This is a genomic window from Salmonella sp. 32020114201800008SM (genome assembly GCF_017572025.1).
Taxonomy (GTDB): Bacteria; Pseudomonadota; Gammaproteobacteria; order Enterobacterales; family Enterobacteriaceae; genus Salmonella; species Salmonella enterica.
Window position 1 is genome coordinate 245613 of sequence record NZ_JAGEQM010000003.1, and the last position, 14524, is coordinate 260136.

General features: G+C 55.0%; 14 protein-coding genes. 7 read left to right on the plus strand and 7 right to left on the minus strand.

Annotated features, from left to right (window positions below; translation table 11 throughout):
• Positions 1 to 43 precede the first annotated feature (43 nt).
• Together hutG and hutI are read right to left on the minus strand one after the other, a co-directional pair.
• Positions 44 to 985 carry a formimidoylglutamase gene (gene hutG / locus J4613_RS10490; RefSeq protein ID WP_000195682.1) on the minus strand — a complete coding sequence of 314 codons (942 nt, stop codon included), beginning with the start codon at positions 983 to 985 and terminating at the stop codon, positions 44 to 46.
• Positions 982 to 2205 (minus strand): imidazolonepropionase, encoded by a 1224-nt coding sequence (hutI, locus tag J4613_RS10495; RefSeq protein WP_001249473.1) that lies wholly within the window; start codon positions 2203 to 2205, stop codon positions 982 to 984. The genes hutG and hutI overlap by 4 nt, the downstream gene beginning before the upstream one ends.
• Before the next feature lie 237 nt (positions 2206 to 2442).
• Here hutI and J4613_RS10500 point away from each other — a divergent pair, with 237 nt between their 5' ends.
• On the plus strand, positions 2443 to 3726 hold the full coding sequence (locus J4613_RS10500) for a putative acyl-CoA thioester hydrolase (protein ID WP_001094776.1): 1284 nt from the start codon (positions 2443 to 2445) through the stop codon (positions 3724 to 3726).
• Positions 3727 to 3869: 143 nt separating this feature from the next.
• Here the strand turns inward: J4613_RS10500 and pgl are convergent, their stop codons facing one another.
• The gene (gene pgl, locus J4613_RS10505) at positions 3870 to 4865 is read right to left on the minus strand and encodes a 6-phosphogluconolactonase (RefSeq protein WP_020839469.1); all 996 of its coding nucleotides are present in this window, start codon (positions 4863 to 4865) and stop codon (positions 3870 to 3872) included.
• A 163-nt stretch (positions 4866 to 5028) separates the two neighbouring features.
• Between pgl and J4613_RS10510 the strand changes: the two genes are divergently transcribed.
• Positions 5029 to 5847, plus strand: a complete 819-nt coding sequence (locus J4613_RS10510) for a pyridoxal phosphatase (RefSeq protein WP_001748281.1) — start codon at positions 5029 to 5031, stop codon at positions 5845 to 5847.
• On the opposite strand, the gene modC is transcribed toward J4613_RS10510, so the two are convergent.
• From modC to J4613_RS10530, 4 genes are all read right to left on the minus strand, one after another.
• The gene (gene modC / locus J4613_RS10515) at positions 5848 to 6906 is read right to left on the minus strand and encodes a molybdenum ABC transporter ATP-binding protein ModC (RefSeq protein WP_000891710.1); all 1059 of its coding nucleotides are present in this window, start codon (positions 6904 to 6906) and stop codon (positions 5848 to 5850) included.
• A 2-nt stretch (positions 6907 to 6908) separates the two neighbouring features.
• Complete coding sequence (gene modB, locus J4613_RS10520) at positions 6909 to 7598, minus strand: molybdate ABC transporter permease subunit (RefSeq protein WP_000604026.1); 690 nt, start codon at positions 7596 to 7598, stop codon at positions 6909 to 6911.
• Positions 7598 to 8371, minus strand: a complete 774-nt coding sequence (gene modA, locus J4613_RS10525) for a molybdate ABC transporter substrate-binding protein (RefSeq protein WP_000951420.1) — start codon at positions 8369 to 8371, stop codon at positions 7598 to 7600. The genes modB and modA overlap by 1 nt, the downstream gene beginning before the upstream one ends.
• A gap of 166 nt (positions 8372 to 8537) precedes the next feature.
• Positions 8538 to 8687 carry an AcrZ family multidrug efflux pump-associated protein gene (locus J4613_RS10530; RefSeq protein WP_000891513.1) on the minus strand — a complete coding sequence of 50 codons (150 nt, stop codon included), beginning with the start codon at positions 8685 to 8687 and terminating at the stop codon, positions 8538 to 8540.
• A 128-nt stretch (positions 8688 to 8815) separates the two neighbouring features.
• On the opposite strand from J4613_RS10530, the gene modE reads away from it, so the two are divergent.
• The 5 genes from modE (at position 8816) to galT (ending at position 14522) form a co-directional block, all read left to right on the plus strand.
• Positions 8816 to 9604 carry a molybdenum-dependent transcriptional regulator gene (gene modE, locus J4613_RS10535; protein WP_111742402.1) on the plus strand — a complete coding sequence of 263 codons (789 nt, stop codon included), beginning with the start codon at positions 8816 to 8818 and terminating at the stop codon, positions 9602 to 9604.
• Positions 9605 to 9671: 67 nt separating this feature from the next.
• A complete protein-coding gene (gene modF, locus J4613_RS10540) occupies positions 9672 to 11147 on the plus strand; it encodes a molybdate ABC transporter ATP-binding protein ModF (RefSeq protein ID WP_079943157.1) in 1476 nt (491 codons plus the stop codon).
• Positions 11148 to 11317: 170 nt separating this feature from the next.
• Entirely contained in the window at positions 11318 to 12226 is a 909-nt protein-coding gene (locus tag J4613_RS10545) for a DUF2167 domain-containing protein (protein ID WP_000885512.1), read from the plus strand.
• Between the two features lie 222 nt (positions 12227 to 12448).
• Positions 12449 to 13465: a UDP-glucose 4-epimerase GalE gene (gene galE, locus J4613_RS10550; RefSeq protein ID WP_001265465.1), complete on the plus strand. Its 1017-nt coding sequence runs from the start codon at positions 12449 to 12451 to the stop codon at positions 13463 to 13465.
• 10 nt (positions 13466 to 13475) lie between these two features.
• Positions 13476 to 14522 carry a galactose-1-phosphate uridylyltransferase gene (gene galT, locus J4613_RS10555; protein ID WP_000187473.1) on the plus strand — a complete coding sequence of 349 codons (1047 nt, stop codon included), beginning with the start codon at positions 13476 to 13478 and terminating at the stop codon, positions 14520 to 14522.
• Positions 14523 to 14524: the final 2 nt, after the last annotated feature.

A 14524-nucleotide genomic window follows, 5' to 3' on the forward strand; every position in this document is an offset into this window, starting at 1 on the left:
CGTGAAGCCTTCCTTATGCGGATAATGTTTTCCGGATGACAGATTAACGCCACCAGTGCGCGATTTGCCAGCCAAGCCGCGCCGCCACGCGCGCCGCTGCGCCATCTTCATCAAAGCGTGGATTAAACTCAACCAGATCCGCCGCCTGTAATTTTCCGCTGCGGCAAACCGGCTCAATTAAACGCAGAACCTGTATCAGCGGCACGCCCAGCGCTGCGGGAGCGGAGACGGCCGGCATTTCCCAGACAGGCAATACGTCGAGATCGATAGTCAGATAAATTTTATCCACCTTGTCGATAAACTGCGCCATCTGCGCCAGCGCGTCATGGCAGTCCAGATCCTCCACCACGGTAACATTCCGCCACTGCGCTTCCCGCCACAACGCCTGCGTATTCGCCGCACGGCTCACGCCGAAACAGGCATAATGAAACGCGCGGCTCTGCGCGTCGCATAGCTGCGCCAGTTGACGAAACGGCGTCCCGGATGTTGCCCGGTCGGTCTGACGGAGATCCAGATGCGCATCAAGATTAATGATCCCTACGCTTTCCTGCGCAAACGCGTCCAGCACCCCCGCGCCGTGTCCAAACGCGGTTTCATGCCCGCCGCCCAGTACCAGCGTGCGCATCCCGGCCCGCAGACAGCGGCTTACCGCATCGCGCAAGGCCTGCTGCGCGCCTTCCAGATCGGGCGTCGGCGCAACCCAATTGCCTAAATCCACCAGCCGTTCATGTCCCTGGTGGCTGGCCATATTCGCCAGCGCTTTACGCAACGCGTCCGGGGCGCCTGCCGCGCCGGGACGCCCTGCATTGCGTTTTACCCCCTCGTCGCAGGCAAATCCCATTAACGCGATCTTTTGCTGCCAGTTTTCGGGGGAAAAGGTCTCGCTGCGCGTGACGGTCTGAAACAGACGCCGCGCATCCGGCGCTTCTATACTGTCATCGCGCCCCTGCCAGAGCGCCGGAGAAGCCGGATACCATTGCGTCATGAGATTTGTCCTCTGTATACCCGCTGATATAAAGGGTTACGCCCCGGCTCATACACTATCTCTACCGGCTGTTCAGCATCCCACACCACAAAATCCGCCCGGTAGCCGGCCCTGATCTGCCCATGCGTCGCCTGTCTTCCCAGCGCGCGAGCGGCATGGCGCGTAACGCCCGCCCATGCCTCTTCCGGCGTCAGACCAAACTGTACGCAGGCCATATTCATCGCCAGATGCAAACTGCAAAACGGGCTGGTGCCGGGATTGAAATCGCTGGCGACGGCGACAGGCACCTGATAGCGGCGCAGCAGTTCTACCGGCGGGCGCTGCGTCTCGCGCAGAAAATAAAACGCGCCGGGCAATAATACGCCGACAGTACCGCCGTCACGCATCGCCGCGACGCCCACTTCATCAAGATATTCGATATGATCCGCCGATAAGCCCTGATAACGGCTCACCAACTGCGCGCCGCCCAACAGCGAAAGCTGCTCAACATGGCCTTTAACGGGAATACCTAACGCCTTCGCCGTCTGCAATACGCGCTCACTCTGCGCCACATTAAAGCCGACGCTCTCGCAAAAGAGGTCTACCGCATCAAATAACCCTTTTTGCCAGAGCTGCGGAATCATCGTCTCGCAGACCAGAGTGATGTAGCCGTCCGGGTCGTCACGATACTCCGCTGGCGTAGCATGAGCGGCCAATAGCGTGGGGCTAATGTCGATAGCGTTTTCGGCGGCAAGTTTTGCAGCGACGCGCAACAGCTTTTCTTCTGTCGCCAGCTCCAGACCATAGCCGGATTTAATCTCCAGCAGCGTAACGCCTTCGCTGGCAAGGCGCATCATGCGTTCGCGCGCCAGCAGGTAGAGCGTCTCCTCCGCACAGGCGCGGGTTGCTGATACCGTCGCGTTAATGCCGCCGCCCTGAGCGCTAATATGCTGGTATGACGCGCCGTTAAGCCGCTGTTCCCACTCTGCGGCGCGGTTACCGGCAAACACCAGATGCGTGTGGCAATCGATAAGTCCCGGGGTTACCAGTCGTCCCTGCATATCATGGATATTGTCCCCGCTGACAGGAAGCTGCGTCTCTGGCACGATATCGCAAATATGCCCTTCGCGCACAATCAGCGCCTGATTATCCACCAGCCCGTACAGGGCTTGCTGCTGCGGGTCCATTGTCGCCAGCCTGATGTTTCGCCAGACAGTATCGCCCGGTAAAAGTTGCCGCATTCCTGTCGCTCTCTTGCCTGTCATGGGTTGTATAGACATTTATTTTCTTTCTGCTCCGGATTGTCAACTCAAAGCGCGAAAGTTGTTGCTTAATTGTGATAAAACTATCTGATGCTACAGGTGTTTCCAGCCTGAAAAGGAACTTTTTACCTTTTCGCCTTCCCGTTTCGTTCAACTTAGTATAAAAAAGCAGGCTTCAATGGATGTCATTTAACTTTTTCAAGCCCGGAGCAACCTGTGAATACATTATCGGTTTCCCGTCTGGCGCTGGCACTGGCTTTTGGCGTGACGCTGAGCGCCTGTAGCTCTACGCCACCCGATCAGATCCCTTCCGATCAAACCGCGCCTGGCACCGCCTCGCGCCCAATTCTGTCGGCAAATGAAGCGAAAAACTTCGTTGCGGCGCGCTATTTTGCCTCCCTGACGCCAAATACCGCCCCGTGGTCGCCGTCGCCGATTACCCTGCCCGCACAGCCTGACTTTGTGGTGGGGCCGGCAGGTACGCCAGGCGTTACGCACACCTCGATTCAGGCCGCGGTCGATGCGGCAATGGTTAAACGCACGAACAAACGCCAGTACATTGCTATTATGCCGGGCGACTATCAGGGGACCGTGTATGTTCCCGCCGCGCCGGGAAGTCTGACCCTGTACGGGACCGGTGAAAAACCGATCGATGTGAAAATTGGGATGGCGATTGATGGTGAAATGAGCGTCGCTGACTGGCGCCGCGCGGTGAATCCCGGCGGGAAATATATGCCTGGTAAACCCGCCTGGTATATGTTCGATAACTGCCAAAGCAAACACGCCGCGACGATCGGTGTGATGTGTTCTGCCGCGTTCTGGTCGCAGAATAACGGTCTGCAGCTACAAAATCTGACCATCGAGAACACGCTAGGCGACAGCGTCGATGCCGGAAACCATCCGGCGGTGGCGTTGCGTACCGATGGCGACAAAGTCCAGATTAACAAGGTCAATATCCTTGGCCGCCAGAACACCTTCTTTGTGACCAACAGCGGCGTGCAGAACCGTCTGCAAACCGATCGCCAGCCGCGTACGCTGGTGACGAACAGCTATATTGAAGGCGATGTGGATATGGTTTCCGGACGCGGCGCCGTGGTGTTCGATAACACCAACTTCCAGGTCGTCAACTCCCGCACACAGCAGGAAGCCTACGTCTTCGCCCCGGCGACGCTGTCCAATATTTACTATGGCTTTTTGGCGATCAACAGCCGCTTTAACGCCTCCGGCGATGGCGTTGCGCAGCTTGGCCGCTCGCTGGATGTCGACGCCAACACCAACGGTCAGGTCGTGATCCGCGACAGCGTGATTAACGAGGGCTTCAACGTTGCCAAACCGTGGGCCGACGCGGTCATCTCGAAACGTCCGTTTGCTGGAAATACGGGAACCGTGGATGACAAAGACGAGGTGCAGCGTAATCTGAACGACACTAACTACAACCGCATGTGGGAATACAACAACCGCGGTGTAGGCAGTAAAGTAGTGGCGGAACCTAAGCAGTAATCACCGTTCCGGTTCAGGCTTATAAACGGGCCGCCGCAGCAGATGTGGCGGCCCGTGGTTTTACTGCAAGCAATGTTTATTGAAATTAATCAGGCATCCCGCCTTGATGAGTTCCAGCCCGCCTCCATCCGGCACACAGCGCTTTAGTACGCGTTCACCACAACCCACATTGGCCCCTGGCCGACGGCATAACGGCCTTTTTCCGTCAGCAACCCCTGAGTGCCCGTAATTTCATAGACCGCGATATGATGTGATTTTTGACCCGCAGCAATCAGGTATTTTCCGCTATTGTCGATATTAAAGCCGCGCGGTTGGGCTTCCGTCGGCTGGAAGCCTTCAACGCTCAGTACGCTGCCATCTTCGGAGACACTAAAGACGGTAATCAGACTGGCGGTGCGGTCACAGGCATACAGATACCGTCCATCCGGCGTAATATGAATATCCGCCGCCCAACGGGTATCGGAAAAATCGGCGGGCATCATATCCAGGGTTTGTACGCACTCTATCTCGCCATGCGGATTTTTAAGCTGCCAGACATCCACCGAACTGTTCAGTTCATTGACGCAATACGCATATTGTCGATTCGGGTGGAAGACCATATGACGCGGGCCTGCCCCTTCAACTGTATTTACTTCCGCCGGCTCCTGGGCCACCAGATGGCCGTCATCGCTTAGCGTAAACAGACAAATGCGATCCTGTTTTAGCGCAGGCACCCACAGGGTACGGTTATCCGGCGTAATATTTGCCGAGTGGCAGCCGTCCAGCCCCTCCACCACATCCACCAGCTCAACCGGCAGGCCATCCTGTAAGCGCGTCACGCTGACATTACCGGCGTTATACGATCCGACAAAGACAAAACGACCATGATGATCGGTAGAAATATGGGTCGGGCTACCCGGCAGGGCGGATTCGGCGGCAAACGTCAGCGCGCCATCATCCGGCGCAATACGATACGCCAGGACACGAAACTCCGGGCGCACGCCGACATAGAGGTAGCGTTTATCCGGACTGACCACCATCGGCTGAACCTGACCGGGCACATCCACGACCTGCACCAGCGTCAGCGTCCCTTCGTGGTTCAGGCTCCAGACGTGAATTTGCTGACTCTCAGGGCTGGCGGTATAGACTGTTTGTTTCATGAATACTCCTTTGCATATGGCATGTAGCTGCAATAACAGGACACAGCTTAACGTAGTCGCTTTTGACGGCGAATGCTGAATTCAGACGCAGAATTTTGTCTGCTTACCGTCCCGGTGTACCATGCCGACAGACGGAATTATTACTCTTAATCTGGAAAAAATTATGACTGCACGCGTGATTGCCCTCGATTTAGACGGAACGTTATTAACCCCGCATAAAACCTTACTCCCCTCCTCGCTTGACGCGCTATCACGCGCCAAAGAGGCGGGCTTTCAACTTATCATTGTCACTGGTCGCCATCACGTTGCTATTCATCCTTTTTATCAGGCGCTGGCGCTGGAAACACCTGCTATTTGCTGCAACGGCACCTATTTGTATGATTATCAAGCTAAAACTGTCCTGGATGCCGATCCTATGCCCGTGGATAAGGCGTTGCAGTTGATTGATTTACTGGATGAGCATCAGATTCACGGCCTGATGTATGTTGATGACGCTATGCTTTACGAACACCCAACCGGCCACGTCGTGCGTACCTCCCGGTGGGCGCAGACCTTGCCGCCGGAACAACGTCCGACCTTTACACAGGTCTCTTCGTTAGCGCAGGCGGCGCGCGACGTGAATGCCGTGTGGAAGTTTGCGCTTACCGATGAAGATATTCCCAGACTACAGCGGTTCGGTCAGCATGTTGAACAGGCGCTTGGCCTGGAGTGCGAATGGTCATGGCACGATCAGGTGGATATCGCGCGCAAAGGCAACAGTAAAGGCAAGCGCCTTACCCAGTGGATAGAAGCGCAGGGAGGGTCAATGAAAAATGTGATCGCTTTCGGCGATAACTACAACGACATCAGTATGCTGGAGGCGGCAGGCACCGGCGTTGCGATGGGCAACGCCGATGAGGCGGTGAAAGCGCGCGCTGACGTTGTGATCGGCGATAACACTACCGATAGCATCGCCAAATTTATTTACACCCACCTGCTATAGTCAGGCGGTGATAGAAACGCTTTTCACCTGCGCGTAAAGCCACAGGCCAGGCTTGATATTCAGCTCATCCCTGGCCCACGGGCTTATTCGCGCCCACAGCGTTCTGCCGCCTATCTCAAGCTGGACTTCCACCTGCCCGTTATCGTCATAACAATTCGCCACTTTTGCCCGCAATACGTTGCGGATACTGGTCTGCTGCGGCGGCTGTAGTACCAGCGAGACATCCGACGCCTGTATACGAATACGCAGTGTGGATTGCAGCGGCTGATTGAGTTTATTTACCCACAGGTGCTGGTCGCCAAGCGCCAGGGCGGTCATGGCATAATGCGGGTGATGCTCCAGCACGCTGACTTTCAGAATACTGCTCTGTTGCTCTTTCGGCAGCCAAGGGTGCATAACGCTGCTTCCCCAGACTTCTTCCAGCGGGCCAAACGCTTTAACCTGTCCATCCTCCAGCACCATGACTTTATCCGCCAGGTGGAGAATTTCATCGAGAGAATGGCTGACATACAGCATGGGAATATTGATTTCCCGCGCCAGCCGTTGCAGGTACGGCAGTAATTCGCGTTTACGCGGGATATCCAGCGAGGCCAACGGTTCGTCCAACAGCAGCAACTCCGGGGCGGTGAGCAATGCCCGGCCTATCGCTACGCGCTGTTTTTCTCCGCCGGACAGGCTCCCCGGCAGGCGATCAAGCAACGCTTCAATTCCCAGCAGCGACACCAGCTTATCAAACTGGCCGGTCATGCTTTTCGCCATGCCGTAGCGCAAATTGCCGCGTACTTTGTAATGGGGGAACAGGCGCGCATCCTGGAAAACATAACCGATGCGGCGCTTTTCCGGCGTTAAACAGATACCGTTCTCCGCGTCATGCAACACCCGGCCATTCAGCGCGATGCGTCCTTTTTGCGGGCGAGTCAAACCGCTGATGGCATTAATCAGCGAGGTTTTTCCCGCGCCGGAGACGCCAAAGATAGCCGTGATCCCACTGGCTGGCAGCGTTTCGTTGAGGGTTAAACAGTGCGTTCCCAGCGTCTGGGAAAAATTAAGCTCCAGCATGGTTAGCGCCCCGTCCGTTCACGGCTAATCCGCGCCAGCCATTCAGAAATCAACAGCGAAATCAGCGCTAATACAATCGAAATCACGCACAGCCTCGCCGCCGCGCTCTCCCCGCCCGGCGTCTGGATCAAGGTATACATGGCGGAAGGTATGGTGCGGGTTTCGCCCGGAATATTAGAAACAAAGGTAATGGTCGCGCCAAATTCGCCAAGCGAACGGGCAAACGCCAGCACCGTACCGACAATAATGCCCGGCAGGGTAAGCGGTAAGGTGATAGTCAGAAAAACGCGCCAGCGCCCGGCGCCCAGCGTTCTGGCGGCCTGTTCAAGCTTGATATCCACCCCCTCCAGCGCCAGCCGAATGGCCCGCACCATCAGCGGGAAGGACATCACCGCCGCCGCCAGCACGGCGCCGCGCCAGCTAAAGGCAAACGTGAGACCGAACCAGTCATACAGCCACTGGCCAATAAACCCGCGTCGCCCCATCGACACCAGCAGCAGATAGCCGACCACCACCGGCGGCAGCACCAGCGGCAGATGCAGGACGCTATCAAGTAAGGCTTTGCCCGGAAACCGGCATCGTACCAGTAACCAGGCAAAAAAGATCCCAAACGGCAGGCTAAACAGCACGGCCAGGGAAGACACTTTCAGGCTAAGAAGGACAGCCTGCCATTCTGGATCGGTCAGTATCATTACTTCGTCGTAAATCCATAACGTTTAAAGATTGCCGAGGCCTGCGGTCCTTTCAGGTAATCATAGAACGCGCTGACGGCCGCATTTTTATGCCCCTCCACGATAGCGATGGGGTATTCCACTTTTTTATGTGAATCTTCCGGGAACGTCGCCACCACGTTGACCCCCTTGCTGGCGACCGCATCAGAACCGTATACAATGCCCAAAGGCGCTTCGTTACGTTCGACCAGCGCCAACGCGCCGCGCACATCCTCGCCCGGCGCCAGTTTCGGTTCAAGCGTTTGCCATGCGCCCAACTTTTGCAGCGCTTCTTTGGCATAAATTCCCGCCGGTACGTGTTGCGGATCGCCCACTGCCAGACGTCCGCCGTTCAGCAGACGAATCCAGTCCGTTTTGTTGTCGATGGTAAACGGTTTCTGCTCGCTGGCTTTCGGCGCTACCACCACCAGGCTATTGCCAAGCAATGTTTCGCGCGTCGTGGTATCCACCGCTTTTTTATCGGCTGCGTAATCCATCCATTTCTGATCAGCAGAGATGAAGAGATCCGCCGGCGCGCCCGCTTCTATCTGGCGCGCCAGCGTTGAAGAGGAGGCGAATGAGGAGACCACATCCACATTTTTCTCTTTTCTATATTCTGCCGCAATGTCTTGCATCGCGTTCGTTAGCGACGCGGCGGCAAATACGGTGATCTTGCCTTCATCCGCCAGCGCATGACCGGCGATGACGAAAGATAATGTTGCCCCTGCGACCAGGCGTAACCAGGAATGCGCCATCTGTAACTCCTTGTGCGTTTCGTTATGTAAACGACAATATAACGATAATCTCAGGGGTTTCCCAGCGGTTATTCATACCCATTAACGATTAAACACAGAAAATATCGGCAGGAAAAGCAGGATCTTGAGTAACAAAAACGCCCGACTGAGCGGGCGTTTGGGGAAATCAGCGGTTCTGTCTGGACTGGTCTTTCTGACCGATACCGGAAAAAATGTTGAACACCTCACCCAGACCGTAAATCAGACCGAGGATGATGGCCATCACTACCGGTACCATGATGACGGCGAATACCAGACTTTTTAATAACTCTAACATGGGCAACTCCAGATATAGTCCTTTTTGTATTTTAACCGCATCACACAGAAAAGCACTCCCCTTTTGTGCGGTCGGCTTTGCGCTGACGCGCTTTTCAGTCACAATAGTCTTTTTACCAGGAGCTGGTTATGCAGGCCGAAATCCTTCTTACCCTGAAACTTCAGCAAAAGCTTTTTGCCGATCCCCGACGTATCTCTCTGCTGAAACACATTGCGCTTTCCGGCTCTATTAGTCAGGGCGCGAAAGACGCGGGAATCAGCTATAAGAGCGCCTGGGATGCGATAAACGACATGAACCAGCTTAGCGAACATATGCTGGTTGAACGCGCAACGGGCGGCAAAGGCGGCGGCGGCGCGGTATTAACCCGCTATGGTCAGCGTCTGATCCAGCTTTACGATTTGCTGGGCCAAATTCAGCAAAAAGCGTTCGATGTGTTAAGCGACGATGACGCCCTGCCGCTTGACAGTCTGCTGGCCGCTATCTCCCGCTTTTCACTGCAAACCAGCGCCCGAAATCAGTGGTTCGGCACCATTACCGCCCGCGATCGCGATCAGGTGCAACAGCATGTCGACGTGCTGCTGGCCGACGGCAAAACGCGGCTCAAAGTCGCGCTGACGGCGCAAAGCGGCGAGCGTCTCGACCTGGAGGAGGGAAAAGAAGTGCTGATCCTGCTAAAAGCGCCGTGGGTTGGCATTACCCGGGATGCAGCCGTTGCGCGCGCCGCTGACAATCAGTTGTCGGGAACGATCAGCCATATCGAGCGCGGCGCGGAACAGTGTGAAGTGTTGATGGCGCTGCCGGACGGCCAGACGCTGTGCGCCACGATACCGACTTCAGATGCCGCCACGTTAAAGGAAGGCGATGACGTGATTGCCTGGTTTAATGCGGACAGAGTGATTATTGCAACGTTGTGCTAAGCACATTGACATCCGTTGCCGAAAGACGTATCCCTGTCATTCATCGCTGCAAAAAATGGGATGCAAAATGTCATCGTTGCAAATTTCGCAAGGCACGTTTCGTCTGAGCGATACAAAAACACTTCATCTGGATTCGCTGACGCTCAATGCGGGCGATAGCTGGGCATTCGTTGGGGCTAACGGGAGCGGAAAGTCGGCGCTCGCCCGCGCGCTGGCGGGTGAACTGCCGTTATTAACAGGCGAGCGCCAGTGTCGGTTTACCCGCATTACTCGTCTGTCCTTTGAACAATTGCAAAAGCTGGTCAGCGATGAGTGGCAACGTAATAACACCGATATGCTCAGTCCTGGCGAAGACGATACCGGGCGCACTACCGCGGAAATTATTCAGGATGAAGTTCACCATCCTGCCCGCTGTGCGATGCTGGCGCAGCAGTTCGGCATTTCCGCTTTACTCGACAGGCGTTTTAAATACCTTTCTACCGGCGAGACGCGAAAAGCGCTGTTGTGTCAGGCGCTGATGTCTGAGCCGGGGTTATTAATCCTTGATGAACCGTTCGACGGGCTTGACGTGACCGCCCGTCAACAACTGGCGCAACGCCTGACGGCGTTGAACCAGGCGGGTATGACCCTGGCGCTGGTACTCAACCGTTTTGATGAAATCCCGGACTTCGTGCAGTTTGCCGGCGTGCTTGCCGACTGTACGCTGGCGGAGACCGGAACGACGACAGAGTTGCTGCAACGGGCGTTGGTCGCTCAACTCGCGCACAGCGAGCGTCTGACCGACGTACAATTACCCGAACCGGACGAACCTTCCGCCCGCCATGCGTTACCCGATGGCGAACCACGGATCGTACTTAACGATGGCGTAGTCTCGTATAACGATCGCCCTATCCTCCACCACCTAAGCTGGCGAGTCAATCCAGGCGAACACTGGCAGATCGTCGGTCCTAACGGGGCGGGTAAGTCTACGCTGCTTAGCCTTATTACTGGCGATCATCCGCAAGGCTACAGCAACGATCTCACGCTGTTCGGGCGGCGGCGAGGAAGCGGCGAAACAATCTGGGATATCAAAAAACATATCGGCTACGTCAGCAGCAGTTTACATCTGGATTACCGCGTCAGTACCACGGTGCGCAATGTCATTCTCTCCGGCTATTTCGATTCTATCGGCATTTACCAGGCCGTTTCAGACAGGCAACGAAAACTGGCGCAACAGTGGCTGGATATTCTGGGAATCGATAAGCGTACGGCGGATGCCCCCTTCCACAGTCTCTCCTGGGGACAGCAGCGGCTGGCGCTGATCGTGCGCGCGCTGGTTAAACATCCGACAGTGTTGATTCTGGATGAGCCGCTGCAAGGGTTGGACCCGCTGAACCGCCAACTGGTACGCCGTTTTGTAGATGTATTAATTCGCCAGGGAGAGACCCAACTGCTGTTCGTTTCCCATCATGCAGAGGATGCGCCTGCCTGTATTACCCACCGGCTGGAATTTGTACCAGATGGCGAACGTTATAAGTACGTTTCCGGACGATGCAATAATTAAATGTATTATCAGAATGGCGCCGCGCGCCATTCTGGAACCACTCTCCTTTTATTAAGAATAATAATAACGGTCGATAAGCTTACTATCTCTTGAATCGCTGACCGCCTCATTGTCATAATAATCCTGAAATTTTCGACAATGATGTCGTATGTGAATATAAGGGATTCATTATGGCTTTTCGTTTTCCACAAATAATACTATTTTTACTGGCAGCTATTTTATTTTGCCCCAGCAGTTATGCTGAGCAAAAGCCGACCGCTGCGCAGGAAGCGCGTAAAACCGCCGTTGAGGTCGCTGTTGAAGGCATGAGTCGCGCCGCCGTTGCGGGTCCGACAAAGATTAGTTTAGGTGATAAAGCCACGCTTAATCTGCCGGAAGGATTTACCTGGATACCCGCAAAAGAAGCGGCGGTATTTATGCGTGAAATTGGTAACTATGTTGACGATGAATATTTTTACGGTCTCGTATTTAAAAAGGAAATGAATGGATTTATTTCTATCGAATATGATGATTCTGGTTATGTAAAAGATGACGATGCAAAAAACTGGGATGCCGATGAATTAATGGATAACCTGCGCAAAGGCACAAAAGAAGCGAATAAAGATCGTATTGCAAAAGGCATTGAGCCGATAGAAATTATTGGCTGGATCGAGAAGCCTACCTACGATGCAACCAATCATCGTCTGATCTGGTCCGCCGCCATCCATGATATCGGCACCAACGAACCACTGAATGAACAAGGCGTGAACTACAACACCTATCTGCTGGGACGTGAAGGCTATTTTTCTTTAAATCTGGTGACTGACAGAGGTTCTGTTGACCATGAAATCCCTCTGGCGAAAAGAATTCTCAGTTCCGTCAAGTTCAACGCTGGACAACGCTACGCTGACTTCAACGAATCAACGGACAAAATAGCGGAGTATGGGCTCGCCGCGCTGATTGGCGGTATCGCGGCCAAGAAAGTAGGGCTGCTTGCTATGCTCGGTATCGCGTTACTTAAATTCTGGAAAGTGACCGCCATCGGCGTCGTCGCTGTCGGGGCGCTCGCCAGGAAGCTACTCTCGCGTAAAAAAGACTGACAGCTCCTGCCCCGTCCGTTTCATTCCCAGGCGCGTAACGCGCCTTTTTTTCGGATAAAAAGCAGAAGCATTCTCAAGCCAGATGATTTGTAATCATTTAATTGATATAAATGCGTAAAATCACCAGCGTGTAAACGATTCCACTAATTTATTACATGTCACACTTTTCGCATCTTTGTTATGCTATGGTTATTCCATACCATAGGCTTAACGGAGCGAATTATGAGAGTATTGGTTACAGGTGGTAGCGGTTACATTGGAAGTCATACCTGCGTACAATTGCTGCAAAATGGTCATGACGTCGTCATCCTCGATAACCTCTGCAACAGCAAGCGCAGCGTGCTGCCCGTGATTGAACGTTTGGGCGGTAAGCACCCGACCTTTGTCGAAGGCGATATTCGCAACGAAGCGCTTATAACCGAAATTCTGCACGATCACGCGATTGATACCGTGATTCACTTTGCCGGCCTGAAAGCCGTCGGCGAATCGGTCGCCAGGCCGCTAGAGTACTATGACAACAACGTCAACGGTACGCTGCGGTTGGTCAGCGCCATGCGTGCGGCCAACGTTAAAAACCTTATTTTTAGCTCCTCTGCCACCGTTTATGGCGATCAGCCCAAGATCCCTTACGTCGAAAGTTTTCCTACCGGCACGCCGCAAAGCCCCTACGGCAAAAGTAAATTGATGGTAGAACAGATCCTCACCGATCTGCAAAAAGCCCAACCGGAGTGGAGTATTGCGCTGCTGCGTTATTTCAACCCGGTCGGCGCGCACCCGTCGGGCGACATGGGAGAAGATCCGCAAGGTATTCCGAATAACCTGATGCCCTATATCGCCCAGGTCGCCGTGGGTCGTCGCGAATCGCTCGCCGTTTTCGGCAACGATTACCCGACCGAGGATGGCACCGGCGTACGCGATTACATTCACGTTATGGACTTAGCCGACGGGCACGTCGTGGCGATGGAAAAACTGGCGGACAAATCCGGCGTACATATTTATAACCTCGGCGCGGGTGTCGGCAGTAGCGTCCTGGATGTGGTCAACGCCTTTAGTAAAGCCTGCGGTAAACCCATTAATTACCACTTCGCGCCGCGCCGCGACGGCGATCTCCCGGCGTATTGGGCGGATGCCAGCAAAGCCGATCGCGAGCTGAACTGGCGCGTCACCCGCACGCTTGACGAAATGGCGCAGGACACCTGGCACTGGCAGTCACGCCATCCGCAGGGATACCCAGATTAAGGACGTTGTTATGACCCCATTTAATCCCATCGATCATCCGCATCGCCGTTATAACCCGCTTACCGGCCAGTGGGTTCTGGTTTCGCCGCATCGCGCAAAACGCCCCTGGCAGGGGGCGCAGGAAACGCCGTCTCAGCAAATGCTGCCGGCCCACGATCCGGACTGCTTCTTGTGTGCGGGCAATACGCGTGTCACCGGCGATAAAAATCCCGATTACAAAGGGACTTACGTCTTTACTAACGATTTCGCGGCGCTGATGGCCGACACGCCGGATGCGCCGGACAGCCACGATCCGCTGATGCGCTGTCAGAGCGCGCGCGGCACCAGCCGCGTGATCTGCTTTTCTCCCGATCACAGTAAAACGCTGCCGGAGTTGAGCCTGCCCGCGCTGACGGAAATCGTCAGAACCTGGCAAACGCAGACCGCCGAGTTAGGCAAAACCTATCCGTGGGTGCAGGTCTTTGAAAATAAAGGCGCGGCGATGGGCTGTTCGAACCCGCATCCGCATGGGCAGGTCTGGGCCAACAGCTTCCTGCCGAATGAGGCCGAACGCGAAGATCGTTTACAAAAAGCCTATTTCGCCGAACAGCGTTCGCCAATGCTGGTGGATTATGTCCAGCGAGAACTGGCGGACGGCAGCCGCACCGTGGTCGAAACCGAACACTGGCTGGCGGTGGTGCCTTACTGGGCGGCGTGGCCGTTCGAAACGCTACTGTTACCCAAAACGCATGTCCTGCGCATTACCGATTTAAGCGACGAGCAGCGCGACTCTCTGGCGCTGGCGTTGAAAAAGCTGACCAGTCGTTATGACAACCTGTTTCAGTGTTCCTTCCCCTACTCAATGGGCTGGCACGGCGCGCCGTTTAACGGTGAAGAAAACGCACACTGGCAGTTGCACGCACACTTTTACCCGCCGCTGCTGCGCTCTGCGACCGTCCGTAAATTTATGGTCGGCTATGAAATGCTGGCGGAAACCCAGCGTGATTTAACCGCAGAACAAGCGGCTGAACGCCTGCGCGCGGTCAGCGACATCCATTTTCGCGAATCCGGAGTATAAAA